The sequence below is a fragment of the Delftia sp. genome, from assembly GCF_059499305.1.
The window spans coordinates 145,928-169,946 of sequence record NZ_JCABYI010000033.1 but is presented as its reverse complement, the minus strand read 5'-3'; the positions used below and the strand labels follow the sequence as shown (position 1 = coordinate 169,946).

At 65.8% G+C, this 24,019-nt stretch carries 22 protein-coding genes; 13 read left to right on the top strand and 9 right to left on the bottom strand.

Annotation, left to right across the window (positions count from 1 at the left end; genetic code table 11):
• Positions 1 to 61: 61 nt before the first annotated feature.
• Complete coding sequence (locus AC5I49_RS24055) at positions 62 to 1,765, bottom strand: acyl-CoA dehydrogenase family protein (protein WP_445610310.1); 1,704 nt, start codon at positions 1,763 to 1,765, stop codon at positions 62 to 64.
• Positions 1,766 to 1,901: 136 nt separating this feature from the next.
• Between AC5I49_RS24055 and AC5I49_RS24050 the strand changes: the two genes are divergently transcribed.
• Positions 1,902 to 2,801 carry a LysR substrate-binding domain-containing protein gene (locus AC5I49_RS24050; RefSeq protein WP_495790006.1) on the top strand — a complete coding sequence of 300 codons (900 nt, stop codon included), beginning with the start codon at positions 1,902 to 1,904 and terminating at the stop codon, positions 2,799 to 2,801.
• A 140-nt stretch (positions 2,802 to 2,941) separates the two neighbouring features.
• Here the strand turns inward: AC5I49_RS24050 and AC5I49_RS24045 are convergent, their stop codons facing one another.
• Positions 2,942 to 5,827: an aconitate hydratase gene (locus AC5I49_RS24045; RefSeq protein ID WP_495790005.1), complete on the bottom strand. Its 2,886-nt coding sequence runs from the start codon at positions 5,825 to 5,827 to the stop codon at positions 2,942 to 2,944.
• Positions 5,828 to 6,004: 177 nt separating this feature from the next.
• Positions 6,005 to 6,424, bottom strand: a complete 420-nt coding sequence (locus AC5I49_RS24040; RefSeq protein WP_495790004.1) for a hypothetical protein — start codon at positions 6,422 to 6,424, stop codon at positions 6,005 to 6,007.
• Between the two features lie 455 nt (positions 6,425 to 6,879).
• Between AC5I49_RS24040 and AC5I49_RS24035 the strand changes: the two genes are divergently transcribed.
• Positions 6,880 to 7,152, top strand: a complete 273-nt coding sequence (locus tag AC5I49_RS24035) for a hypothetical protein (protein ID WP_495790003.1) — start codon at positions 6,880 to 6,882, stop codon at positions 7,150 to 7,152.
• A gap of 180 nt (positions 7,153 to 7,332) precedes the next feature.
• On the opposite strand, the gene AC5I49_RS24030 is transcribed toward AC5I49_RS24035, so the two are convergent.
• A complete protein-coding gene (locus tag AC5I49_RS24030) occupies positions 7,333 to 7,755 on the bottom strand; it encodes a hypothetical protein (RefSeq protein ID WP_250439135.1) in 423 nt (140 codons plus the stop codon).
• Positions 7,756 to 7,886: 131 nt separating this feature from the next.
• On the opposite strand from AC5I49_RS24030, the gene AC5I49_RS24025 reads away from it, so the two are divergent.
• On the top strand, positions 7,887 to 8,705 hold the full coding sequence (locus tag AC5I49_RS24025; RefSeq protein WP_047218608.1) for a helix-turn-helix domain-containing protein: 819 nt from the start codon (positions 7,887 to 7,889) through the stop codon (positions 8,703 to 8,705).
• Positions 8,706 to 8,781: 76 nt separating this feature from the next.
• Here AC5I49_RS24025 and acnB read toward each other — a convergent pair whose 3' ends face one another.
• From acnB to AC5I49_RS24000, 5 genes are all read right to left on the bottom strand, one after another.
• A complete protein-coding gene (gene acnB / locus AC5I49_RS24020; RefSeq protein ID WP_016450204.1) occupies positions 8,782 to 11,373 on the bottom strand; it encodes a bifunctional aconitate hydratase 2/2-methylisocitrate dehydratase in 2,592 nt (863 codons plus the stop codon).
• A gap of 63 nt (positions 11,374 to 11,436) precedes the next feature.
• The gene (locus AC5I49_RS24015) at positions 11,437 to 12,018 is read right to left on the bottom strand and encodes a hypothetical protein (protein ID WP_016450203.1); all 582 of its coding nucleotides are present in this window, start codon (positions 12,016 to 12,018) and stop codon (positions 11,437 to 11,439) included.
• A gap of 31 nt (positions 12,019 to 12,049) precedes the next feature.
• Positions 12,050 to 13,069 carry an HpcH/HpaI aldolase/citrate lyase family protein gene (locus tag AC5I49_RS24010; RefSeq protein WP_495790002.1) on the bottom strand — a complete coding sequence of 340 codons (1,020 nt, stop codon included), beginning with the start codon at positions 13,067 to 13,069 and terminating at the stop codon, positions 12,050 to 12,052.
• Positions 13,066 to 13,872, bottom strand: a complete 807-nt coding sequence (gene tam, locus AC5I49_RS24005) for a trans-aconitate 2-methyltransferase (RefSeq protein WP_013803434.1) — start codon at positions 13,870 to 13,872, stop codon at positions 13,066 to 13,068. The genes AC5I49_RS24010 and tam overlap by 4 nt, the downstream gene beginning before the upstream one ends.
• Before the next feature lie 14 nt (positions 13,873 to 13,886).
• Positions 13,887 to 14,873, bottom strand: a complete 987-nt coding sequence (locus AC5I49_RS24000) for a malate dehydrogenase (RefSeq protein WP_495790001.1) — start codon at positions 14,871 to 14,873, stop codon at positions 13,887 to 13,889.
• Between the two features lie 218 nt (positions 14,874 to 15,091).
• Between AC5I49_RS24000 and AC5I49_RS23995 the strand changes: the two genes are divergently transcribed.
• The 10 genes from AC5I49_RS23995 to AC5I49_RS23950 all read left to right on the top strand — a co-directional run bounded on the left by AC5I49_RS23995 (position 15,092) and on the right by AC5I49_RS23950 (position 24,015).
• On the top strand, positions 15,092 to 15,880 hold the full coding sequence (locus AC5I49_RS23995; protein WP_016450201.1) for a GntR family transcriptional regulator: 789 nt from the start codon (positions 15,092 to 15,094) through the stop codon (positions 15,878 to 15,880).
• A 134-nt stretch (positions 15,881 to 16,014) separates the two neighbouring features.
• Positions 16,015 to 16,437: a succinate dehydrogenase, cytochrome b556 subunit gene (gene sdhC, locus AC5I49_RS23990; RefSeq protein WP_016450200.1), complete on the top strand. Its 423-nt coding sequence runs from the start codon at positions 16,015 to 16,017 to the stop codon at positions 16,435 to 16,437.
• A gap of 35 nt (positions 16,438 to 16,472) precedes the next feature.
• Positions 16,473 to 16,838 carry a succinate dehydrogenase, hydrophobic membrane anchor protein gene (gene sdhD / locus AC5I49_RS23985; RefSeq protein ID WP_012204346.1) on the top strand — a complete coding sequence of 122 codons (366 nt, stop codon included), beginning with the start codon at positions 16,473 to 16,475 and terminating at the stop codon, positions 16,836 to 16,838.
• Positions 16,839 to 16,871: 33 nt separating this feature from the next.
• The gene (gene sdhA, locus AC5I49_RS23980; RefSeq protein WP_016450199.1) at positions 16,872 to 18,677 is read left to right on the top strand and encodes a succinate dehydrogenase flavoprotein subunit; all 1,806 of its coding nucleotides are present in this window, start codon (positions 16,872 to 16,874) and stop codon (positions 18,675 to 18,677) included.
• 27 nt (positions 18,678 to 18,704) lie between these two features.
• On the top strand, positions 18,705 to 19,409 hold the full coding sequence (locus AC5I49_RS23975) for a succinate dehydrogenase iron-sulfur subunit (RefSeq protein ID WP_012204344.1): 705 nt from the start codon (positions 18,705 to 18,707) through the stop codon (positions 19,407 to 19,409).
• Positions 19,409 to 19,708 carry an FAD assembly factor SdhE gene (locus AC5I49_RS23970; protein ID WP_012204343.1) on the top strand — a complete coding sequence of 100 codons (300 nt, stop codon included), beginning with the start codon at positions 19,409 to 19,411 and terminating at the stop codon, positions 19,706 to 19,708. Before AC5I49_RS23975 ends, AC5I49_RS23970 begins: the two co-directional genes overlap by 1 nt.
• A gap of 25 nt (positions 19,709 to 19,733) precedes the next feature.
• Positions 19,734 to 21,044 carry a citrate synthase gene (locus AC5I49_RS23965; protein WP_016450198.1) on the top strand — a complete coding sequence of 437 codons (1,311 nt, stop codon included), beginning with the start codon at positions 19,734 to 19,736 and terminating at the stop codon, positions 21,042 to 21,044.
• 240 nt (positions 21,045 to 21,284) lie between these two features.
• Positions 21,285 to 21,938, top strand: coding sequence for a peptidoglycan recognition protein family protein (locus tag AC5I49_RS23960; protein ID WP_244386556.1), 654 nt, complete (start codon positions 21,285 to 21,287; stop codon positions 21,936 to 21,938).
• Complete coding sequence (locus tag AC5I49_RS23955; RefSeq protein ID WP_016450196.1) at positions 21,935 to 22,444, top strand: hypothetical protein; 510 nt, start codon at positions 21,935 to 21,937, stop codon at positions 22,442 to 22,444. The genes AC5I49_RS23960 and AC5I49_RS23955 overlap by 4 nt, the downstream gene beginning before the upstream one ends.
• Before the next feature lie 254 nt (positions 22,445 to 22,698).
• Complete coding sequence (locus AC5I49_RS23950; RefSeq protein WP_047325746.1) at positions 22,699 to 24,015, top strand: DEAD/DEAH box helicase; 1,317 nt, start codon at positions 22,699 to 22,701, stop codon at positions 24,013 to 24,015.
• Positions 24,016 to 24,019 lie beyond the last annotated feature (4 nt).

Genomic DNA, 24,019 nt, shown 5'->3' with positions numbered 1-24,019 from the left:
GTACTTGTGTGGTCATCCCTGTGGACGGGATGTGTGTTCTGGGTCGGTGCGGTCGATGGGCTCAGCGTGTCCAGCCTTCGGGCAGGTCGCCTGCCGCCAGCGGGTCGCGCGGCAGCACGCGGTGCAGCAGCACCAGCTGGGCCCAGCGCATGCGCTCGGCGCTGCCGGTGCACGAGGCCTCCCAGGCCATGGCCGTGGCCGTGAAGCAGTGGTACAGGCCCGAGGCGGCGGCGCGCGCCAGGCGGTCACCGCCCTCCTCCGCTGCGCGCAGGGCCAGGGCCGCAGCCTTGTCCATGCTGGCCGACAGCGCGGCCTTGAAGTCCGTGGCCGCCTCGGTCTGGGCCAGCAACTGGGCCGCGTGGTCGCGCAGCACGGGCAGCGAGCCTTCGCGCTTGATGGCGCGGATCACGTCCAGCGCCACGATGTTGCTGGTGCCTTCCCAGATCGATCCCAGGTGGGAGTCGCGCACCAGGCGCGGGTCGCTCCACTCCTCGATGTAGCCGCATCCGCCGCGCACTTCCATGGCATCGCCCGTGACCTTGCGCGCGTCGCGGCAGGCGCGGAACTTGATCATGGGCGTGAGGATGCGCAGCAGCGCGTAGGCGCCGTCTTCGCCTGCGTCCGAACGCTGCAGCGCCTGGGCCGTCTGCAGCACCATGGTGCGGGCCTGCTCGGAGTAGATGCGCAGCTTGTCGAGCTGGCGCTGCATCAGCGGCATGTCCTGCAGGGCCTTGCCGAAGGCGCGGCGCTCGCGCGCCACGTACTCGGCCTCGGCCACGGCGCGGCGCATCAGCCCGGCCGAGCGCACGCCGTTGGACAGGCGCGAGTTGTTCACCATGTCGGCCATTTGCACGAAGCCGCGGCCCTGCTCGCCCACCAGGTAGGCGACGGCGCCGTCGAGCACGATCTCGCCGCTGGCCATGGAGCGCGTGCCCAGCTTGTGCTTGAGGCGCACGATGCGGTAGTGGTTGGCCGAGCCATCGTCCAGCCGGCGCGGCAGCAGGAACAGCGAGATGCCCTTCATGCCCGCCGGCGCGCCTTCCACGCGCGCCAGCACCATGGCGAAGTCGGCATCGGGGTTGGAGCAGAACCACTTGTCGCCCGACAGGCGCCAGCTGCCGTCGGCGGCCGGGCGGGCCAGCGTCTGGGTGTTGGAGATGTCGGAGCCGGCAGCCTGCTCGGTCATGAACATGGCGCCCTGGGCCTGGTCCTCGAAGCGCAGCTGCGTCATGCGCGGCCAGTACTTCTCGACCAGGGCCGGCTCGCCGTACTTGCGCAGCGTGCGCGCCAGCGAGTCCGTCATGGACAGCGGGCAGCACAGGCCGAACTCGGCCTGTACGAACAGATAGGTCAGCGCGTACTTGGCCAGCGGCGGCAGCTTGCCATCCCAGCCCAGCACGCCCGTGCGGTGCGACATGACGGCCAGGCCGAACTCGCCATAGGCCACGCGCTCCATCTCCACATAGGCCGGATGCTTGACGATGCGCTGCGCATCGCGCCCCGTGCGGTCGCGGTGCTCCAGCTCGGGCGGATTGCGGTCGGCGGTCAGCGCCCATTCATCGATCTCGCGGCCGGCCAGCGCGCCCATGCGCTCCAGATAGGGCTGCAGATGCGCGTTCACCTCGGGCGGCAGGTACAGCGCCAGCAGGGGCTGCAACTGCGAATCGGTGGTGTACAGGTTGCTGCCGTGGCGGTCGGGCACGGCCTGGAAAGCCTGGGCGGGGGAAGACTGCATGGCGGCCAGCGCCTGCGGTTCGGGGTTCATGGTCTGTCTCCTGTGCGGGAACCGGGCCCGGGCGCATGGGCTCCGGGTCTTGGGGATGCCCCCATTCTTGGAAACAGTCCTATTCGAGTCAAATATCGATAACGTATTGATCAATAGTCAAACCGGATAGAACGCCATGGAGCTGAGACAACTGAGGTACTTTCTGGTGCTGGCCGAGGAGCTGCACTTCAGCCGCGCAGCCCAGCGCCTGTCCATCTCCCAGCCGCCGCTGAGCGTGGCCATCCGCCAGCTGGAGGAGGAGTTGGGCGCCCAGCTGTTCGAGCGCACCAGCAAGGAGGTGCGGCTCACGACCGCCGGCAAGCATCTGCGCGTGCAGGCCCAGGACATCATGGAACAGGCCCAGCGCGTGCGCCAGGACATGCGCGCCATCGCCGACGGCGTGCAGGGCCGCATCCGGCTGGGCTTTGTGGGTTCGGCCATCTACCGCGGGCTGCCCGAGGCGCTGGAGAGCTTTCGCGCCCGGCACCCGCTGGTGCGCATCGACATGCTGGAGCTCAACAGCGCAGAGCAGATCGCCTCCCTGCAGCAGGAGCGGCTGGACCTGGGCCTGCTGCACGCCACGCGCCCCGCACCAGGCCTGCAATCACACACCCTGGTGAGCGAGCCGTTCATGGCCTGCCTGCCGGACAGCCACGCGCTGGCCGGCCAGCGCAGGCTGCAGGTGCGCCAGCTGGCGGGCGAGCGCATGGTGCTGTTCTCGCGCCAGGTCTCGCCCGACTACCACCAGCAGATCTGGCAGATCTGCCAGAGCGAGGGCTTCACCCCCGAGCTGCACCACGAGGTGCGGCACTGGCTGTCGGTGCTGTCCATGGTGTCGCTGGGCCAGGGCGTGTCCCTGGTGCCGGCCTGCCTGCAGCGCGTGGGCTTCCCGGGGCTGGCCTTCGTGCCCATCCAGGGCCGGCACCCGCAGTCGCAGATGCAGGCCATGTGGCACCCGGGCCATGTGCAGCCCCTGGTCGAATCGCTGCTGGCCCACCTGCGCGACAGCGTGGGCAGGCTGGGACAGCAGCCCTAAACGCCACACCTTTGCTCAGTTCACTCTGTCCAAAACCGGCGTGACCCAGAAGCGAGGGACACCGAGCAAGGGCCGCCCCGCCGCCAGGGTGTCGTCCCCCTTGCAGGGGGAAGCCGCATAGCGGCTCAGGGGGTCCAACTTCATTCCAGGAGCTGCCTGAGAACGTACGGCAGGATGCCGCCGTGCTTGTAATAGTCCACCTCGATGGGCGTGTCGATGCGCAGCTTGACCACCACGGTCTGCTTGCTGCCATCGGCACGCGTGATCACCAGCTGGGCCTCGCTTTGCGGTGCCAGGTCGGCGGCGGGAATCACTTCCACGAACTCCTCGCCCGTCAGGCCCAGGGTCTGCCAGCTGTCCGTGCCCAGGAACTGCAGCGGCAACACGCCCATGCCCACCAGGTTGGAGCGGTGGATGCGCTCGAAGCTGCGCGCCACCACGGCCTTGATGCCCAGCAGCTGCGTGCCCTTGGCGGCCCAGTCGCGGCTCGATCCCGTGCCGTATTCCTCGCCCGCGAAGATCACGGTGGCACGGCCCTCGGCCTGGTACTTCATGGCCGCGTCGTAGATGGGCATCTTGGTGACCTGGCCCGTGCCGTCGCGGTACAGCGTCAGGCCGCCCTCCTCGCGCGAGCCATCGGGCTGCGCGGGAATCATCAGGTTCTTGATGCGCACGTTGGCAAAGGTGCCGCGCATCATCACCTCATGGTTGCCGCGCCGCGAGCCGTAGCTGTTGAAGTCGGCCTTTTGCACGCCGTGGGCCAGCAGCCACTGGCCTGCGGGCGAGCTTTCCTTTATGGAGCCAGCCGGCGAGATGTGGTCGGTGGTGATGGAGTCGCCGAACAGCGCCATCACGCGCGCGCCGTGCACCACGTAGGGGTTGGAGCCTTCGGCGCCGGCAGCACCGGCGGCAGGCGCTTCCAGCTCAAGCCGGAAGCCGTCGAAGAACGGCGGCTCGGCAATGTAGGTGCTCTCGGGCCAGGTATAGGTGGCGCCCGTCACGCCGTGGATCTTTTCCCAGAGCTTGCCGGGCTCGGAGCGCACCTTCTCGTAGTTCTCGCGGAAGGCCTTGCCGTTCATGGCGTACTTCATCAGCGCGTGGATCTCTTCGCTGGTCGGCCAGATGTCTCCCAGGTAGATGTCACGGCCGTTCTTGCCCTGGCCCACGGACTCGGTCATCAGGTCGCGGCGCACCGTGCCGGCAATGGCATAGGCCACGACAAGGGGCGGGCTGGCCAGGAAGTTGGCCTTGATGTTGGGGTGGATGCGCGCCTCGAAGTTGCGGTTGCCCGACAGCACGGCCGCGCAGACCAGGTCGTTGCTGGTGATGGCCTCATTGAGCTCCGGCGTGAGGTCGCCCGCGTTGCCGATGCAGGTGGTGCAGCCGTAGCCGGCCAGCGCAAAGCCCAGCTTTTCCAGGTAGGGCAGCAGGCCGGCCTCGGTCAAATACTCGGTCACCACGCGCGAGCCCGGCGCCAGAGAGGTCTTGATGTGCGGCTGCACCGTGAGCCCGGCCTTCACCGCCTTCTTGGCCAGCAGGCCGGCGGCCAGCATCACGCTGGGGTTGGAGGTGTTGGTGCAGCTGGTGATGGCGGCAATCAGCACGTCGCCGTTGGCGATGCTCAGGCGCTTGGGCGGCGTGGGGGCATCGACCGGCGCCTCGCTGTGGGCGGCCTCCAGCTTGGGCTTGTTGGCCTCCATCTCGGCCAGCGAGCGCTGCGCGCCGGGCGGATGTGCCGGCGTCTCGGGAGCCACCTCGCCCTCGCCGCCACCGCCTACGGGAAAGCTCCGACCCAGCCGTTCGATCGGCTGGTTGAACCCGTTGTGCGCCGCAGGGGCACTGAACAGCTCATCGAACTTGGACGACACATTGCCCAGCTCGATGCGGTCCTGCGGGCGCTTGGGTCCGGCCAGGCTGGGCGCCACCGTACCCAGGTCCAGGCGCACCACATGCGAGTAGTCGATCTCGCCGGCGGCCGGCACGCCAAACAGTTCCTGTGCGCGGAAATAGCCCTCGAAGGCCTCGATCTCGGCCTTGCTGCGGCCCGTGCCCTTGAAGTAGTCGATGGTCTTTTCATCGACGGGGAAAAAGCCCATGGTGGCGCCGTACTCGGGCGCCATGTTGCCGATGGTGGCGCGGTCGGGCAGCGCCAGGGTGCGCGTGCCTTCGCCGAAGAACTCCACGAACTTGCCCACCACCTTCTCGCGGCGCAGGATCTCGGTCACCGACAGCACCAGGTCGGTGGCCGTCACGCCCTCGCGCAGCTGGCCCGACAGCTCGAAGCCCACCACATCGGGCGTGAGGAAGTACACGGGCTGGCCCAGCATGGCCGCCTCGGCCTCGATGCCGCCCACGCCCCAGCCCACCACGCCGATGCCGTTGATCATGGTCGTGTGGCTGTCCGTGCCCACCAGGGTGTCGGGGTAATGCACGCCGTCCTTGGTCTTGTGCACGCCGCGCGCCAGGTACTCCAGGTTCACCTGGTGGACGATGCCGAAGCCCGGCGGCACCACGCCGAAGGTGTCGAAGGCCTGCATGCCCCACTTCATGAACTGGTAGCGCTCCTTGTTGCGCTGGAACTCCAGCTTCATGTTCAGGTCCAGCGCCTTCTTGGTGCCGAAGTAGTCCACCATGATGGAGTGGTCCACCACCAGATCCACGGGCACCAGCGGCTCGATGGACTTGGGCTTCTTGCCCAGCCTGGCGGCCGTGCTGCGCATGGCGGCCAGGTCGGCCAGCAGCGGCACGCCCGTGAAATCCTGCAGCACCACGCGCGATACCACGAAGGGGATCTCGTCCACGCGCTCGGCCTGGGGCTTCCAGTTCGCCAGTTGCTCCACATGCTCGCGCGTCACCTTGTTGCCATCGCAGTTGCGCAGCACGGACTCCAGCACGATGCGCAGCGACACGGGCAATCGCCGGACCTGTGGATATTGCCTTGCCAGCTCAGGCAGGGAGAAGAACTTGCCCTTCTTGCCCCCCGCCGCAGCAAAGGTCTTGAGGGTGTTTTCATATTCGTGGCGCATCGTGAGACTCCTGGATGAAACTCTGGGAAGGCACATGCGCGCCGCCTTTTTCCGGGCTGCTGGGCATGCACCAAGACTCTGATTTCCATTGTGCCCAGAAGTGCCCGCGGATGCTGTGGTCCATTGGCGATAGTCACACGCGGACAACGCTGTCCGCGCGGAAAAAGCGGCAGGCTTTCACAGGGCTGTCATCGAACCGGCCAGCGAAGCCCTGCTGCGCCACAACCCCGCGCACTGCAGATCGCCCAGCGCCACGCCGATGGCCGCCTGGCCCAGCACCCATGCCCAGCCTGCGGGCGCAGGCTCCAGCACGCCGCTGTACAGCACAACCCCGCAGGCCAGGGCCCAGCCGAAGTTGCCGAACACGGCAATGGCCACCAGCCCCCGGCTGCGCGGCATGCGGCACGCGCCCCAGCCAGCCACGCAGGCCCAGGCCAGCAAGAACCACCCCGTGCCCAGCAGCAGCGCCTGCGGCAACCCCGTGACAACGGCCAGCGGCTGCGCGAAGGCCAGTTGCATCGCACCCGCGGCGGCGCAGCAGATGGCGTCGGCCCACAGGGTGCGGGGCAGGAAACGGGCATGGGAAAACATCGGCATCAGCACTCCTTGTGGATTGCCGGGCATGCACCTCGCAAGCCGGCCCTGCCGATGCTCCGCCGCCACAGCCCCCGAGTCCATGACCTGCCAGGTCATGCCAGCCCCGCTGGAGCAACTCCAGTCGCTATGCCACAATCCGCACCAGCCCCCTGTCACGGGGCCGGTGCTTGAAAACACCTTTTCCAAGACTAGCGGTGCAGCCTCCCCGTCAGCGAGGCTTTGTCACGTCTGAATCCTGTATTCGTGGGCGCTTGTCCACGTCTGTGCGATTTCGGGCGGGATGGGGCTCACCGCAAGGCTGCCCGCACGACTAGTCTCGTGTTTTCAACATCCCGCCCACCTGCCTGCGCTTGAAAACGCAACCCGGTGGTCTCAAGCCTCGACTAGGAGCACGGAAGCATGCGCAACGTTTGCCTTTCCACGGCCTCTCTCAACCTTGCATGGAGAGCCGAGCCATGACACCCAGACCCCCGCCCAGCGCCGAGCATTTCACCCAGGTCGTGACCGAGGTGGACCGCCTGGTGCAGCAAGGCTGTGCCGAGATCTCGGCACTCTCCCGCATGGCCCTGCTGTGGCTGGAAACGCCCGAGACCAGCAACCGCCTGGACGTGCTCGCCAGCGCCCTGCGCACCATCCGCAACAGCGCCGACATGCTGGCCAGCGAAACCAGCGGCGAAGTCGTCGCCGTGGGCTGCTCCCACCACGTCAAAAGCAACGCAGCCCCCTGAACCCGGCCGAGCGCAGCAAAGGCCCGCACCAGCCCCCCCCCCCGTATGCCAGCGCCTGCGTCGGGCCGCCTTCTTAGATCTGACCTTTCTTGGCGAATCAAGAAAGGGCAGTCGGCTGCCGGGCCGAGACCCGGCCTCGAAAAACAACGGCCCGGCAGGGTCAAAACAAGCCTGCTGTAGTCATGACATGGCAACACGCGCACCGCCAACCACATCGCGCGTGCGCCGCAACCCAGTCCACTGCAACTCAGCCAACACCACAACCACCAACGCCTGAGCCAACACCCACGCCACCCCCCAGGCAGACAACCCCAACCCACCAAACGCCAACAGCGCAACACAGCCCACAGCCCACCCCAAATTCCCCACAACCACCAGCCCGATCAACCGCCGCGGCACAGGCGAGCGCGCCGCCATCCACGCAGCCAGCAGCGCATAGCCCAGCAAAAACCAGCCTGTGGACTGCAGCAGCGCCAGAGGCAACCCCGTCACATCCGACAGCGGCTGCCCCGCCACCAGTTGCAAGGCGCCCGAGGCGGCGCAGGAAGCAGCATCGGCCCACATCACGCGGGGCAGGAAACGGGGGGAAGCGAACATCGACATGGCGAACTCCTTGAGAGCAACAGGCACACACCGTGCATGCCATGGACTGCATGGTCCGCCGCAGGCTGCACAGGGTCGATAACCTCGCAGGTCATGGCCGCCACGCCAGCCCCGCCGCTACGATGCGGACCATGACCTCCACCGCCCATCCACCGTCCGCGCGCTCGCCCTTCGGCGACCATCTGCGCCACTGGCGCCAGCACCGCCGCCTGAGCCAGCAGGGCCTGGCGCTGGAGGCCGAGATCTCCACGCGCCACCTGAGCTATGTGGAAACCGGCCGCGCCCAGCCCAGCCGCGAGATGGTGCTGCGCCTGGTCGAGCGCCTGGGCGTGCCGCTGCGCGAGCGCAATGCCCTGCTGGTGGCCGCAGGCTACGCCCCCATGTACCAGGCCCGGCCGCTGGACCACCCGGACCTGGCCGCCGCGCGCCAGGCCGTGGACCTGGTGCTCAAGGGCCACGAACCCAATCCGGCCCTGGCCGTGGACCGTCACTGGAACCTGGTGGCCGCCAACGCCATCGTGCCGCTGCTGCTGGCCGGCGTGGCGCCCTGGCTGCTGGAGCCGCCCGTCAATGTGCTGCGCCTGAGCCTGCACCCCGAAGGCCTGGGCCCGCGCCTGGCCAACGCAGCCCATTGGCGCGCGCATCTGCTGCACCGCCTGCAGCAGCAGATTGCCGCCACGTCGGATGCGCAGTTGCAGGCGCTGCACGACGAGATTGCCGCCTACCCGTTCAAGGAAGATGAAGCGGACTCACATGGCGCAGCACCTGCCAGCCACATTGCCGTGCCCTTCGCGCTGGACACCGACCATGGCCGGCTGAACTTCATCAGCACCATCACCATCTTCGGCACGCCGGTGGATGTGACACTGCAGGAGCTGGCCGTGGAGTCGTTCTTTCCGGCGGATGCGCAGACGCAGGAGGTGCTGGGGCGGTTGAGGCAGGCTGCGTAAACCGGAACGTACAGAGCCAGAAAGCAGCAAAGCCCGCCGAAGCGGGCTTTGCTCATGGAGCCGGATCAGGCCGGACTCAGGCGCTCACGCCCTTGGCCACGTCCGCGTACTCTTCGATCTGGTCGAAGTTCATGTAGCGGTAGACGCTGGACTTGTCGGCATCGATCACGCCCATTTCCTTGAGGTATTCCTCCTTGGTGGGCAGCTTGCCCAGGCGCGATGCGATGGCGGCCAGCTCGGCCGAGCCCAGGAACACGTTGGTGTTCTTGCCCAGGCGGTTGGGGAAGTTGCGGGTCGAGGTGGAGATCACCGTCGCGCCTTCGCGGACCTGGGCCTGGTTGCCCATGCACAGCGAGCAGCCCGGCATTTCGGTGCGGGCACCGGCCGTGCCGAAGGCGGCGTAGTGGCCTTCCTTGATCAGCTCGTTCTGGTCCATCTTGGTGGGCGGAGCCACCCACAGCTTGACGGGGATGTCGCGCTGGCCGCCCAGCAGCTTGGCTGCTGCGCGGAAGTGGCCGATGTTGGTCATGCACGAACCGATGAAGGCTTCATCGATCTTGGTGCCGGCCACTTCGGACAGGAACTTGGCGTCATCGGGATCATTGGGGCAGCAGACGATGGGTTCCTTGATGTCGGCCAGGTCGATCTCGAACACGGCAGCGTATTCGGCGTCCTTGTCGGCTTCGAGCAGGTCGGGCTTGGCCAGCCAGGCTTCGACCTTCTCGATGCGGCGCTGCAGCGTCTTGGCGTCGGCGTAGCCGTCGGCGATCATGTTCTTCATCAGAACGATGTTCGAGGTCAGGTACTCCTTGATCGGCTCGGGGTTGAGCTTGATCGTGCAGCCGGCAGCCGAGCGCTCGGCCGAGGCGTCGGACAGCTCGAAGGCCTGTTCCACCTTGAGGTCGGGCAGGCCTTCGATTTCCAGGATGCGGCCCGAGAAGATGTTCTTCTTGCCGGCCTTGGCCACGGTCAGTGCGCCTGCCTTGATGGCGTACAGCGGAATGGCATGCACCAGGTCACGCAGGGTGACGCCGGGCTGCATTTCGCCCTTGAAGCGCACGAGCACGGACTCGGGCATGTCCAGGGGCATCACGCCCGTGGCGGCGCCGAAGGCCACCAGGCCGGAACCTGCAGGGAAGGAGATGCCGATGGGGAAGCGCGTGTGCGAGTCGCCGCCCGTGCCCACGGTGTCGGGCAGCAGCAGGCGGTTGAGCCAGGAGTGGATCACGCCGTCACCGGGACGCAGGGCCACGCCGCCGCGGTTGCTGATGAAGGCAGGCAGCTCGCGGTGGGTCTTGACGTCCACGGGCTTGGGGTAGGCGGCCGTGTGGCAGAAGGACTGCATGACCATGTCGGCCGAGAAGCCCAGGCAGGCCAGGTCCTTGAGCTCGTCGCGGGTCATGGGGCCGGTGGTGTCCTGCGAACCCACGGTGGTCATGCGCGGCTCGCAGTAGGTACCGGGGCGCACGCCCTGGCCTTCCGGCAGGCCGACGGCGCGGCCGACCATCTTCTGGGCCAGCGTGAAGCCGGCGTTCGAAGCAGCGGGCGCCTGAGGCAGGCGGAACACGGTGGAGGCAGACAGGCCCAGGAATTCGCGGGCCTTGGCGGTCAGCGAACGGCCGATGATCAGGTTGATGCGGCCGCCGGCGCGCACTTCGTCGAACAGCACGTCGCTCTTGAGCTGGAACTCGGCGACGGTCTCGCCGTTCTTGACCAGCTTGCCGTCATAGGGCAGCACGTCGATGACGTCGCCCATCTCCAGCTTGGAGACGTCCACTTCGATGGGCAGCGAGCCGGAGTCTTCCTGCGTGTTGAAGAAGATGGGGGCGATCTTGCCGCCCAGGGTCACGCCGCCGAAGCGCTTGTTGGGCACGAAGGGGATGTCCTGGCCCGTGGCCCAGACGATGGAGTTGGTGGCCGACTTGCGCGAGGAGCCGGTGCCGACCACGTCGCCCACGTAGGCGACCAGGTGACCCTTCTTCTTGAGGTCGTCGATGAACTGCATCGGGCCGCGCTTGCCGTCTTCCTCGGGCTTGAAGGCCGCGTCGGGACGGGTGTTCTTGAGCATGGCCAGGTAGTGCAGCGGGATGTCCGGACGGCTCCAGGCATCGGGTGCAGGCGACAGGTCGTCGGTGTTGGTCTCGCCGGGCACCTTGAAGACGGTGACGGTGATCTTCTTGTCCACTTCGGGGCGCGAGGTGAACCACTCGGCGTCGGCCCAGCTCTGCATGACTTCCTGGGCCTTGGCGTTGCCGGCCTTGGCCTTGGTGGCCACGTCGTTGAAGAAGTCGAACATCAGCAGCGTCTTCTTCAGCGCGTCGGCAGCGACGCCGGCGACTTCGGCGTCGTCCAGCAGCTCGATCAGGGGATGCACGTTGTAGCCGCCCACCATGGTGCCCAGCAGCTCGGTGGCCTTGGCCTTGGAGATGAGAGCCACCTGGATGTCACCGTGGGCCACGGCCGCCAGGAAGCTGGCCTTGACCTTGGCGGCATCGTCCACGCCCGGAGGAACGCGGTGCGTGAGCAGGTCGAGCAGGAAGGCGTCCTCGCCAGCGGGCGGGTTCTTGATCAGCTCGATCAGTTCGGCAACCTGCTTGGCATCCAGCGGCAGCGGGGGGATACCGAGCGCGGCGCGTTCGGCCACGTGGTCACGGTAGGCTTTCAACATGATTCTCTCTCCATGGTTTTCTAAAGTGGGGCTGCTTGCGGGACGCTCAGGTCCGGGCCTGGATTACTGGCCGGCGGGCTTGGGTGCTTCCAGCAGGCTGGGAGGCGGGTTCTTCTTGATGGCCTCGGCCACCTGAAGCTGGTCAGGGCTCATGCATTCGTCGGCCAGGCGCTGGCCGACCTTCTGGTTCATGAGCATGGACTTGTTGGCGATCTGCAGCCAGACGGCGCCGGCATGCTTGTCTTCCAGGCGCACGGTGCCGGTCGAGGTCTTGACGGGCGCCATGTGGTACTTGAAGCCCTTGCCGTCGATGTTGAAGTAGCCGGGGTTGGACTGGTCGGCCGTCACATTGACGAAGGCGCCCAGCTCGCAGGGAATGCGGCCGGTGTGCACGCGCTCCGAGATGGCCAGGTCTTCGGCGGACAGCGGCTGCTGGGCAGCAGCTGCCACGGCCGCCGCACCGCCGACTGCGGCAGCGCCGGCAGCGGCCTTGGCCGCGGTGGCCTTCTTGGCGGGAGCCTTCTTGACCGCAGGCTTGGCGGCGGCCTTGGCCGGAGCCTTCTTGGCAGGTTCGGCGGCGCTGGCGCCCAGGCCCATGGCCAGCAAGGGGGCTGCGATCAGGATGGAGGCGATAGCTGTCTTCATACGTTGGGCTCCTGCAAATTCCCGGTGTGGGCTAAGCAAGTGATTCTGATGCAAACCAGGGCTGCACCTGCGGGGGCAGCGCCTGGCCGGTCTGGTGGGCACGTGTGAGCAACTGCCAGAAATAGCGGTAGCTCGCCCGGTCATGTAATACACCATCCACGCTGACGGGCGCCCAGTCGGCGGCCTCGGCGGCGGTAAGTATTTGTGCGGCCTGCGCCACTTCGTCGGCCTGGGGCGCGAACGCGGCGAGGATGGGACGGATCTGGTCCGGGTGGATGCTCCACATGCGGGTATAGCCGAGCCGCCGTGACGCCTGTGTGGCAGCGGCCTGCAGCGCCTGTGGATTCCTGAACTCGGTGACCACGCAGTGCGAAGGCACCTTTCCGTGCGCGTGGCAGGCAGCTGCGATCTCCAGCTTGGCGCGCACGACCAGCGGATGGTCGAACTGGCCGGCCGAGCCCATGGCCGAGGCGGGAATCGCGCCGCCATGGGCCGAGACGAAGTCCATCAGGCCGAAGGAAATGCTCTGCACGCGCGGGTGTGCCGCGATGTCGAAGGCACGGTGCACGGCGGCGGGCGACTCGATGAGCACATGCAGCGGCAGTTCGCGGCAGCCCAGTCGGCCCAGATGCCGCTCGGCCAGCAGCACGTCGTCCACGCTTTCCACCTTGGGCAGCATGAGGTGGCACAGGCGGTCGCCGGCCTCGCCGACGATGATGTCCAGGTCCTGCGCGAAACTGGCGTGGTCCACGGCATGCACGCGCGCAGCCACGCGGGCGCCGGGCGCGGCATCACGCGCCAGCGAGGCCACCAGGCGCGCATGGGCGGCCTCCTTGCCCACGGGGGCGCCGTCCTCGCAGTCCAGCGTGACGTCGAACACGCAGGTGCCGAACTCGGCCATCATCTCGGCCTGCAGCTGCAGGCTCTTGCGCATGCGCACTTCCACGCCGCTGTAGTGGTCGCAGACGGGCAGGTGCAGGGCACCGCCCTGCGCATCGAGCAGCACCTGGGCCGGGTGTGCGCGAGAGGGTGTGGACGTGGCGGCGGTCATGGCTTGCGCTGGGCGACGATGAACAGGCGGGGGAAGGCCAGCAGGCGCCGGCCGTCGGCGCGCACGCCGTAGGCGGCGTCCACGCGGTTTTCGTATTCGGTGAGGAAGTCGGCCTGCAGGGCTTCGGGCAGGCCTTCGACGAAGGGCTTGAGGCCGGTGCCGCGCAGCCACTGGACGATGGCGCCGGCCGAGTCCATGGGATGCTGGTAGACGGTGTGCCAGACATCGACGGCGCCGGCCTCGACGCCGGCCTGCTCCTGCGGTCCGGCCAGCAGGTCGTAGTAGCTGCGGATGGGCAGGATGTCGGCCCGCACCTTGGCGGCATCGCCGATGTAGGCGGCAAACTTGGGCAGGCTGGCGATCTCGCGCATCACGCGGTGCGTGGCTTCCTGCCGGTTGTCGGGCATCTGTATCGCCAGCACGCCCCCTGGCGCCAGTTGGGCGAACAGGCGGGGTATCAGCGTTTCATGCTCCCCCACCCACTGGAGGGAGGCATTGGCATAAATCAGGTCGGGAGCGCTCTCGCCGGGGGCGGGCGTCCAGGAAGCAATGTCGGCCAGCGCGAAGCGGGCCTCAGGCAGATGCTGGCGCGCGGTGGCCAGCATCGCCTGGGAGTTGTCTATGCCGGTGATCGTGGCACCGGCATAGCGCTGTGCAAGCAGCTCGGTGGAATTGCCCGGCCCGCATCCCAGGTCCACCACATGGCGGGCCTGGGCCAAGGGCACACGCGCCAGCAGCTCGGCTGCGGGGCGCGTACGCTCATTGGCGAAACGCAGGTAAAGCGCGGGATTCCAGTCGAGCATGGCTTGCCGGCGGCTTACAGCAGGTGCTTGACGCCGTCCTGTTCGCCTTGCAGCTCGGCCAGGGTCTTGTCGATGCACTCTTGCGAGAAGGCGTCGATTTCCAGGCCTTCGACGATCTTGTACTCGCCGTTCTCGGTGGTGACCGGGAAGCCGAAGACGATGCCGGCGGGGATGCCGTATTCGCCGTTGGAGGGCACGCCCATGGTGACCCATTCGCCACCCGAGCCCAGGGCCCAGTCGCGCATGTGGTCGATGGCGGCGTTGGCAGCCGAGGCAGCCGAGGACAGGCCGCGCGCTGCAATGATGGCGGCGCCACGCTTGCCGACGGTGGGCAGGAACACGTCCTTGTTCCAGGCCTGGTCGTTGATCTTGGCCTTGACGCTTTCACAGTTGACGGTGGCGAAGCGGTAGTCGGCGTACATCGTGGGCGAGTGGTTGCCCCAGACGGTCAGCTTGCGGATGTCGCCGACCTTGAAACCGGCCTTGGCAGCCAGCTGCGATGCAGCGCGGTTGTGGTCCAGGCGCAGCATGGCGGTGAAGTTCTTGGCCGGCAGGTCCGGAGCCGACTTCATGGCGATGTAGGCGTTGGTGTTGGCGGGGTTGCCGACGACCAGCACCTTCACGTTGCGCGAGGCCACGGCGTTCAGCGCCTTGCCCTGGGCCGTGAAGATCTGTGCGTTGGCAGCCAGCAGGTCGGCACGTTCCATGCCGGGGCCGCGGGGACGCGCGCCGACCAGCAGGGCGTAGTCGGTGTCCTTGAAGGCTTGCAGGGGGTCGGAGTGGGCTTCGATGCCGGCCAGCAGGGGGAAGGCGCAGTCTTCGAGTTCCATGATCACGCCCTTGAGCGCGTTCTGGGCCTTCTCGTCGGGAATCTCCAGCAGTTGCAGAATGACGGGCTGGTCCTTACCCAGCATTTCGCCGGAGGCGATGCGAAACAGCAGGGCGTAACCAATTTGACCGGCGGCACCGGTGACGGCGACACGAACGGGCTTCTTGCTCATGATGAAACTCCAGGGATGGGGAAAAAATCAGGTGTTATCGGCGCCAGGTCGCACCAGCGTCAGAAACCAGCAGCCCGTGCTCCGCAAACAACGCGAAAGTGTACTCCCGATTTCGGAGCCCGGTCAATTTGTCTTATGTCTTATATAAGATATGATCGACGTCTGTTTCCAAGTCTTTCATCTGCGTCGCCGGGAGCCTCCCCACCCCGAACTTTCCCATGCCAGCCCTGCCTCCCCTCGCCTCTGAAACCGCCGCTGCCACCATCGGCGCGGGCGCATCGACCCCGGCCTTCAGCCCGCTGTACCAGCAGATCAAGGGACTGATACTGCAAAGCCTTGAAGCAGGCGAATGGCGGCCCGGCGAGCTGATCCCCAGCGAGATGGAGCTGGCGGCGCGCTTTCGCGTGAGCCAGGGCACGGTGCGCAAGGCCATCGACGAGCTGGCCGCGGAGAACCTGGTGATGCGCCGCCAGGGCAAGGGCACCTTCGTGGCCACCCACGCGGCCCAGCATGTGCAGTACCGCTTCCTCAAGCTGCAGCCCGACGCCGGCGACCAGCAGGGCGAGGGCCGTGCCGAGCGCCGCATCATCGACTGCCGGCGCCTGCGCGCATCGGCCGACGTGGCGCGCGGCCTGGCGCTGCGCAGCGGCGATGCCGTGATGCACGTGCGCCGCGTGCTGTCGTTCTCCGCAATCCCGACCATTTTGGAAGACATCTGGCTGCCGGGCCACGCCTTCAAGGGCCTGACCGCCGAGCAGATGTCCGCCTACCAGGGCCCCACCTACGCCATGTTCGAGCTGGACTACGGCGTGCGAATGGTGCGCGCCGACGAAAAGATCCGCGCCGTCCTGCCCGAGGCCGAACAGGCCCTGCTGCTGGACGTGCCCAGCACCACGCCCCTGCTGAGCGTGGAGCGCACCGCTTACACATACAACGATGTTCCCATGGAGTTACGCCGTGGCCTGTACCGCACCGACACCCATCACTACCGCAACGCGTTGAGCTGAACGATCCGTTCCCCAGAGAAGCGGGCGAAAATACGCAATTCCCAGCAAAGCTGTTTTTATTGCATTGCAATAGAATTTTGCATCGCCGCCCCTGAGCGATTACGAAGCAGTTACATCCACGAAAGTACCCTGCCATGACTGAGCAAGCCAAAAAGCGGCCAGAGTTCCGCAACATCAACTTCTTCAAGGACCTCCCCACCTACCGGTTGCCGCCGGCCGGCATCGTGTCCATCCTGCACCGCATCAGCGGCCTGCTGATGTTCATCCTGCTGCCTTTCATCCTGTGGATGATGGACATGTCGCTGACCTCGGAGATCTCCTTCGACGGCTTCACCTCGGTTTTCGCGGGTCCCTTCGGATGGTTCCTCAAGCTCGTGTGCCTGGCATTGATCTGGGCCTACCTGCACCACTTCTGCGCCGGCCTGCGCCACCTGTTCATGGACGTGAACCACCATGCGGTCAACAAGCAGTTCGGCAAGACCTCCGCCCTGGTGGTGCTGGTGCTGAGCGTGGGCCTGACCCTGATCCTGGGCGCCAAGCTGTTCGGCCTGTACTGATAGACGATCTCCCCTCACGATAAGGAAAAAGAACCATGTCCGTGAATTACGGCTCCAAGCGCACCGTGGTCGGTGCGCACTACGGCATCCGCGACTGGATGGTGCAGCGCGTCACCGGCGTGCTGATGGCACTGTTCACCATCGTGCTGCTGGCCAAGCTGATCTTCAGCACCGGCTCCGTCGGCTATGACCTGTGGGCCGGCATCTTTGCCCCGCAGTGGATGAAGTTCCTGACCTTCGCCGTGATCGTCTCGCTGGCCTGGCACGTCTGGGTCGGCGTGCGCGACATCTGGATGGACTACGTCAAGCCCGTGGGCCTGCGCCTGGTGCTGAACGTTTTCACCCTGGTCTGGCTCGTCGGCTGCGCCGGCTGGGGCATCCAGATCCTGTGGCGTATCTGATAGAGACGCGGTCTCCACGATTGAAGGTTAAGAATGAGCTACTCCAAAGCAAACATCACCAAGCGCAAGTTTGACGTCGTCATCGTCGGCGCTGGCGGCTCCGGCCTGCGTGCCGCGCTGGAACTGTCGCGCGCCGGCCTGTCCGTGGCCTCGCTGTCCAAGGTCTTCCCCACGCGCTCGCACACCGTGGCCGCGCAAGGCGGCGTGTCCGCTTCGCTGGGCAACATGAGCGAAGACAACTGGCACTACCACTTCTACGACACCATCAAGGGCTCCGACTGGCTCGGCGACCAGGATGCGATCGAGTTCATGTGCCGCGAAGCGCCCAACGTCGTGATCGAGCTGGAACACTTCGGCATGCCGTTCGACCGCAACCCCGACGGCACCATCTACCAGCGCCCCTTCGGCGGCCACACGGCCAACTACGGTGAAAAGCCCGTGCAGCGCGCCTGCGCCGCGGCCGACCGTACCGGCCACGCCATGCTGCACACGCTGTACCAGCAGAACGTCAAGTCCAAGACCAACTTCTTCGTGGAGTGGATGGCGCTGGACCTGATCCGCAACACCCAGGGCGACGTGGTCGGCGTGACCGCCATCGAACTGGAAACCGGCGACCTGTACGAGCTGCACGCCAAGGCCGTGCTGCTGGCCACGGGTGGCGCTGGCCGCATCTTCCAGGCATCGACCAATGCCTTCATCAACACCGGCGACGGCCTGGGCATGGCTGCACGCGCAGGCATCCCGCTGCAGGACATGGAGTTCTGGCAGTTCCACCCCACCGGCGTGGCCGGCGCGGGCGTGCTGCTGACCGAAGGCTGCCGTGGCGAAGGCGCCATCCTGCTCAACAGCGAAGGCGAACGCTTCATGGAGCGCTACGCTCCCACGCTGAAGGATCTGGCACCGCGTGACTTCGTGTCCCGCTCCATGGACCAGGAAATCAAGGAAGGCCGTGGCTGTGGTCCCAACAAGGACTACATCCTGATGAAGCTGGACCACCTGGGCGCCGACACCATCCGCAAGCGCCTGCCTTCGGTGGAAGAGATCGGCCACAACTTCGCCAACGTGGACATCACCAAGGAACCGATTCCCGTGGTGCCCACCATCCACTACCAGATGGGCGGCATTCCCACCAACATCAACGGCCAGGTCGTGGTGTGGGACGGTCAGCAGAACAACGTGGTCAATGGCCTGTATGCCGTGGGCGAATGCTCGTGCGTGTCGGTGCACGGCGCCAACCGCCTGGGCACGAACTCGCTGCTGGACCTGCTGGTCTTCGGCAAGTCGGCCGGCAAGCACATCGTGCAGTTCGTCAACGGCTTCGGCGACCACAAGCCTGTGCCGGCCGATGGCTCGGAGCGCACGCTCACGCGCCTGAACCAGCTCGACGACTCCAAGGAAGGCACCTACGCCCAGGACCTGGCTGGCGACATCCGCGCCACCATGCAGCAGCATGCCGGCGTGTTCCGCACGCAAAAGAGCATGGACGAAGGCGAAGTCAAGATCAACGCCATCCGCGAACGTGTGGGCTCCGTGACCCTCAAGGACAAGTCCAAGGTCTGGAACACCGCCCGCATGGAAGCGCTGGAAGTGGACAACCTGATCGAAGTGGCCCAGGCCACCATGATCTCGGCCGCTGCCCGCCACGAATGCCGCGGCGCCCACACCGTGTACGACTACGAGCATCCTGCCGACCACGCCGAGTTCCCGCTGGGCCGCAATGACAAGGAATGGCTCAAGCACACCCTGTGGTACAGCGCCACCAACAGCCTGGACTACAAGCCCGTGAACCTGAAGCCCCTCACGGTGGACAGCGTGCCGCCCAAGGTCCGCACGTTCTAATCCAGCAGCCCACGAGAGAACAGACAAATGAAGCGCACTTTCAAGATCTACCGCTACGACCCGGACAAGGATGCCAAGCCCTACATGCAGACCGTCGAGGTCGAGCTGGACGGCCACGAGCGCATGCTGCTGGACGCCCTGGTCAAGCTCAAGGAGATGGACCCCTCCATCTCGTTCCGCCGCTCCTGCCGCGAAGGCGTGTGCGGCTCGGACGCGATGAACATCAATGGCAAGAACGGCCTGGCCTGCCTGACGAACATGAAGACCCTGCAGGGCGACATCGTTCTCAAGCCCCTGCCCGGCCTGCCCGTGATCCGCGACCTGATCGTGGACATGACGCAGTTCTTCAAGCAGTACCACTCGATCAAGCCGTACCTGCAGAACGACAGCTTCGCGTCTCCCACCAAGGAACGCCTGCAGTCGCCTGAAGAGCGCGAAGAGCTCAACGGCCTGTACGAGTGCATTCTGTGCGCCAGCTGCTCCACCAGCTGCCCCAGCTTCTGGTGGAACCCCGACAAGTTCGTGGGCCCGGCCGGCCTGCTGCAGGCCTACCGCTTCATCGCGGACAGCCGCGACGAGGCCACGGGTGACCGCCTTGACAACCTGGAAGATCCGTACCGCCTCTTCCGTTGCCACACCATCATGAACTGCGTGGACGTGTGCCCCAAGCACCTGAACCCCACGCAGGCCATTGGCAAGATCAAGGAACTGATGGTCCGCCGGGCCATCTGATGACCATGACGAATACTCTGCTCGACGAACGCGAGCGAGACCTGCTGCGCTGGCGCTGCCGGCGCGGCCTGGTCGAGAACGACCTGTTCATCGCGCAGTTCTTCGCCACCTACGGAGACCAGCTCACGCGGAGACACGCGAGCGGTCTGTCTGCCTTGATGGACCTGGCAGACAACGACCTGATGGACCTCTTCTTGCGCCGCAAGGAGCCTGAAGGTGAACTCGATACCCAAGAAATCAGGGAAGTTCTGGAACTGGTGCGCAAGCGCAAGCCCGGTTCTCTCCCGCTAGTAGGCTAGGCAATCTAGAGAAGGAAGTTTGGAAATGAAACTCGCAGACAACAAAGCAACGCTGTCTTTCAGCAACGGCGCCCCCAGCGTCGAGCTGCCCGTCTACCAGGGCAACGTCGGTCCCGACGTGGTGGACATCCGCAAGCTGTACGCGCAGACCGGCATGTTCACCTATGACCCGGGCTTCCTCTCTACCGCCTCGTGCCAGTCCGCCATCACCTACATCGATGGCGACAAGGGCGAGCTGCTGTACCGCGGCTACCCCATCGAGCAGCTGGCCAAGAACTGCGACTACCTCGAGACCTGCTACCTGCTGCTGTACGGCGAGCTGCCCAACGAGTCGCAGAAGGCCGACTTCGTCGAGCGCGTGACCAAGCACACCATGGTCAACGAGCAGATGCAGTTCTTCCTGCGTGGTTTCCGCCGTGACGCCCACCCCATGGCCGTCCTGACGGGTCTGGTCGGCGGCATGTCGGCCTTCTACCACGACAACATGGACATCAACAACGCCGAGCACCGCGACATCGCCGCGATCCGCCTGATCGCCAAGATGCCCACGCTGGTCTCCATGGCCTACAAGTACGGCATCGGTGCGCCGTACATGTACCCCAAGAACGACCTGAGCTACGCCGGCAACTTCATGCGCATGATGTTCGGCAACCCCTGCGAGGAGTTCAAGGTGAACCCCGTGGTCGAGCGCGCGCTGGACCGCATCTTCATCCTGCACGCAGACCACGAGCAAAACGCCTCCACCTCCACCGTGCGCCTGTGCGGCTCGTCGGGCACCAACCCCTTCGCCGCCATCTCGGCCGGCGTGGCCTGCCTGTGGGGCCCTGCCCACGGCGGCGCCAACGAAGCCTGCCTGAACATGCTGGAATACCTGCAGGCCAACGGCGGCGTTGCCAAGGTCGGCGAGTTCATGGAACAGGTCAAGGACAAGAACAGCGGCGTCAAGCTGATGGGCTTCGGCCACCGTGTCTACAAGAACTACGACCCCCGCGCCAAGCTCATGCAGGAAACCTGCAATGAAGTGCTGGCCGAACTGGGCCTGGAAAAGGACCCCCTGTTCGCCCTGGCCAAGGAAGTCGAGAAGATCGCCCTGGAAGACGACTACTTCGTGCAGCGCAAGCTCTACCCGAACGTGGACTTCTACTCCGGCATCGTGCAGCGCGCCATCGGCGTGCCCGTGAACCTGTTCACCGGCATCTTCGCCCTGGCCCGCACCGTGGGCTGGATCGCCCAGCTCAACGAGCAGATGGCCGACCCCGAGTACAAGATCGGCCGTCCCCGCCAGCTGTTCACGGGCTCCGTGTCCCGCGACGTCAAGCCGATCGGCCAGCGCTGATCGCAGGTCCGGGCATCAGCGGCCCGGCACCCAAAAGCCCCATGCCTTTGCATGGGGCTTTTTTCATGGGCGAGTCCACCGTTCCAGAAGGCCACGCCACTCCTAGGAACACCATTCTGGCTATCGTGGCATGGACCTCGATTGATCAAATCTACCATAAGGTGACCGTTGACCCTCCCTGAAACGGGATGGAGGCGCAGCGCAATGCCCGCTGCCGTTCAACGCAACCCCGGGACTCACATGCTTGTCGAAATCACCAAGGACGGAATGCTCATCCATGCGCGCGTCAAGAATGCGCGCAGCCCCGCCATCGAGAGAGGAAAGCGGACCGCCGCCATCACCGGCATCGTCGTGCACCAGACCGATGCCAACACGGCCCAGTCTTCGCTCAACAGCTACAAAAACCCGAAGGCCAATGCGGCACACTTTCTCATCGACAAGGACGGCACCATCTACCAGACGGCGGCCATCTACCAGCGCACCAACCATGTGGGGCCGCTGAAGGCAAGATGCCTGCTTGTGGGGAAATGCAAGGCCAGGGACTATGAAGGAGCAGGCGTAAAGGGAATGCACCGCATCGAGATGATGAAAGCCCCTGGCGATCGCTATCCGAGCAACATGGAAGCCATAGGCATCGAGATGGTTGGCAGGGCTGTGCTGCCGAAAGGGTTCAAGCCCCCTCAGCGACGAAAGGAACTGAGTCCGGAAGGGATTCGGGGAGAATTTGGCGTCTACCCCACACCGACTGAGGCACAAAACCGTGCTCTGACATGGCTGGTTGAAGCACTGCAAGATTCCATGCAACTATCGCCCAGTGAAGTCTTCAAGCACCCTGAAGTAAGCCGGAAGAACCTGTCCGAGGCAGAAGGCGCAAACTGGGAAATGGCACCATGAGCTTCATTTTCTTTCGCACTGTGACTGTGATTTCGGCAATGGCCATGGCATCGATGCTCCATGCGGCCGATGCCAGATACCCAGTCAGGCAAGTACAGAAAATCGACATCATCGAGCCCTCAGGCGGCTCTTCTTGGGAAGACAAGAACTGGCTTGATTGCAACGATGTGATATTGACCGAAGAGGATGTGCGATATGCGCTGCAGCACATGCGCAAAATTTCAGAGAAGCACTACTTCGGTGAATATATGGAAAGAACAGGGTGTTCAGGAGGAGCGTCCGTCAAGTTCAAGAGCGGAAAAATCATCGTCATGGGAATCGAACCCACAGGACGTATTAATCTTTTCGAGGCCAACAAAAAGCTGGACCCTATTGGAGTACCTGGAAGCTTCTACGACTGCCAACCCTGCAACAAACGCAAGATGGACCTGCTGCAGGACGCCCTGGACCGCGCAACCGAACGACGGCTCAAGGAGCTGAAGAGGCAGGGACGACTTCCTCCATGAGCCGCCTCCATTCGATCTTCTGGGCACTCATTTCGGCGATGCCCGATCCCTGGACAGGCATGCGCCACCGGCCCGGCTGCAACGGCTGGCGGCCTGGTGAACAGCCTGCTGGTCGGCAGCGCCACCTGGCCTGAGCGCCCGGGCCAAGCCCCCTGCTTCACGCAGCGGCGCGGTTTAGCCGACAATGCCCCCCCGGCCCTCGTGGCCGGGCCTTTCTTGCGCCGGGGTTCCGGCCCCAGCCATTCCTGCACACCATGAACTTTGCCTCCCTCGGCCTGAGCCCGGCGCTGGTCTCCAGCCTCCAAGACCTGGGCCTGGTCGATCCCACGCCCATACAGACCCAGTCCATCGCCCCCGTGCTTGCGGGCCGCGACCTCTGGGCCTGTGCGCCCACGGGCTCGGGCAAGACGGCCGCCTACCTGCTGCCGCTGCTGCAGCGCTGGATGGATGGCGGCAAGGCCCAAGGTGCCCAGGGCGGCTTTGTGCGAACCCTGACCACGCTGATCGTGGTGCCCACGCGCGAGCTGGCCCAGCAGGTGGGCGAGACGCTGTCCGACCTGGGCCGCACGCTCAGGCAGCCGCCGCGCATCGGCGTGGTCTATGGCGGCGTGTCCATCAACCCGCAGATGATGATGCTGCGCGGCAGTGCCGATTTCCTCGTGGCCACGCCGGGCCGCCTGCTGGACCTGGTGGAGCACAACGCCGTGCGCCTGTCCGCCGTGCGCCATCTGGTGCTGGACGAGGCCGACCGCCTGCTGGACCTGGGCTTCCAGGACGAGCTGCAGCGCGTGCTGGCCCTGCTGCCGAAGCAGCGCCAGACCCTGCTGTTCTCGGCCACCTATCCCGATGCCGTGCAATCGCTGGCCACAGGCCTGCTGCACGATCCCGTTCAGGCCCGCGTCGATGCCGCCGAAGGCCAGGATGCCGCCAGCCCCCAGAGCATTGCCCAGCGCGCCATTGCCGTGGACCGTGCGCGCCGCACCCAGCTGCTGCGCACACTGGTACAGGGGGAGACGGCGCCCGGCACAGACCCCGCCACGCTGGAGCGCGCCCTGGTCTTCGTGGCCACGCGCCACACGGCCGAACTGGTGGCGGAAAAGCTCTACAAGGCCGGCATCTTCGCCACGGCCTTCCATGGCGACCTGAGCCAGGGCGCACGCAAGGAAGCGCTGGCCGACTTCAAGGCCAGGCGCTGGCAGGTGATGATCACCACCGACCTGGCGGCGCGCGGCATCGACATCACCCAACTGCCCCTGGTCGTCAACTACGACCTGCCGCGCTCGGCCACCGACTATGTGCACCGCATCGGCCGCACGGGCCGGGCGGGCGAGGATGGCACGGCCATCAGCTTTGTCACGCCGGCCGACCAGGCGCACTGGGCGCTGATCTGCAAGCGCAACCAGCTGGACCTGGCGCTGGAGCAGTTGCCGGGCTTCGAGCCTACCGAGCCCGTGCCGCCGCCCCCGGTGGCGCAGGACGGCAACGGCGGCATCAAGGGCCGCCGCCCCAGCAAGAAGGACAAGCTGCGTGCCGCGGCCGCCGAAGCAGCCGAGACCGCAAAAAAGAACTGAGCGT

Excerpts from the sequence above, each read along its gene's own strand:
- AC5I49_RS24055 (WP_445610310.1), bottom strand. The coding sequence starts at position 1,765 with ATGAACCCCGAACCGCAGGCGCTGGCCGCCATGCAGTCTTCCCCCGCC.
- AC5I49_RS24050 (WP_495790006.1), top strand. The coding sequence starts at position 1,902 with ATGGAGCTGAGACAACTGAGGTACTTTCTGGTGCTGGCCGAGGAGCTG.
- AC5I49_RS24045 (WP_495790005.1), bottom strand. The coding sequence starts at position 5,827 with ATGCGCCACGAATATGAAAACACCCTCAAGACCTTTGCTGCGGCGGGG.
- AC5I49_RS24040 (WP_495790004.1), bottom strand. The coding sequence starts at position 6,424 with ATGCCGATGTTTTCCCATGCCCGTTTCCTGCCCCGCACCCTGTGGGCC.
- AC5I49_RS24035 (WP_495790003.1), top strand. The coding sequence starts at position 6,880 with ATGACACCCAGACCCCCGCCCAGCGCCGAGCATTTCACCCAGGTCGTG.
- AC5I49_RS24030 (WP_250439135.1), bottom strand. The coding sequence starts at position 7,755 with ATGTCGATGTTCGCTTCCCCCCGTTTCCTGCCCCGCGTGATGTGGGCC.
- AC5I49_RS24025 (WP_047218608.1), top strand. The coding sequence starts at position 7,887 with ATGACCTCCACCGCCCATCCACCGTCCGCGCGCTCGCCCTTCGGCGAC.
- acnB (WP_016450204.1), bottom strand. The coding sequence starts at position 11,373 with ATGTTGAAAGCCTACCGTGACCACGTGGCCGAACGCGCCGCGCTCGGT.
- AC5I49_RS24015 (WP_016450203.1), bottom strand. The coding sequence starts at position 12,018 with ATGAAGACAGCTATCGCCTCCATCCTGATCGCAGCCCCCTTGCTGGCC.
- AC5I49_RS24010 (WP_495790002.1), bottom strand. The coding sequence starts at position 13,069 with ATGACCGCCGCCACGTCCACACCCTCTCGCGCACACCCGGCCCAGGTG.
- tam (WP_013803434.1), bottom strand. The coding sequence starts at position 13,872 with ATGCTCGACTGGAATCCCGCGCTTTACCTGCGTTTCGCCAATGAGCGT.
- AC5I49_RS24000 (WP_495790001.1), bottom strand. The coding sequence starts at position 14,873 with ATGAGCAAGAAGCCCGTTCGTGTCGCCGTCACCGGTGCCGCCGGTCAA.
- AC5I49_RS23995 (WP_016450201.1), top strand. The coding sequence starts at position 15,092 with ATGCCAGCCCTGCCTCCCCTCGCCTCTGAAACCGCCGCTGCCACCATC.
- sdhC (WP_016450200.1), top strand. The coding sequence starts at position 16,015 with ATGACTGAGCAAGCCAAAAAGCGGCCAGAGTTCCGCAACATCAACTTC.
- sdhD (WP_012204346.1), top strand. The coding sequence starts at position 16,473 with ATGTCCGTGAATTACGGCTCCAAGCGCACCGTGGTCGGTGCGCACTAC.
- sdhA (WP_016450199.1), top strand. The coding sequence starts at position 16,872 with ATGAGCTACTCCAAAGCAAACATCACCAAGCGCAAGTTTGACGTCGTC.
- AC5I49_RS23975 (WP_012204344.1), top strand. The coding sequence starts at position 18,705 with ATGAAGCGCACTTTCAAGATCTACCGCTACGACCCGGACAAGGATGCC.
- AC5I49_RS23970 (WP_012204343.1), top strand. The coding sequence starts at position 19,409 with ATGACCATGACGAATACTCTGCTCGACGAACGCGAGCGAGACCTGCTG.
- AC5I49_RS23965 (WP_016450198.1), top strand. The coding sequence starts at position 19,734 with ATGAAACTCGCAGACAACAAAGCAACGCTGTCTTTCAGCAACGGCGCC.
- AC5I49_RS23960 (WP_244386556.1), top strand. The coding sequence starts at position 21,285 with ATGCTTGTCGAAATCACCAAGGACGGAATGCTCATCCATGCGCGCGTC.
- AC5I49_RS23955 (WP_016450196.1), top strand. The coding sequence starts at position 21,935 with ATGAGCTTCATTTTCTTTCGCACTGTGACTGTGATTTCGGCAATGGCC.
- AC5I49_RS23950 (WP_047325746.1), top strand. The coding sequence starts at position 22,699 with ATGAACTTTGCCTCCCTCGGCCTGAGCCCGGCGCTGGTCTCCAGCCTC.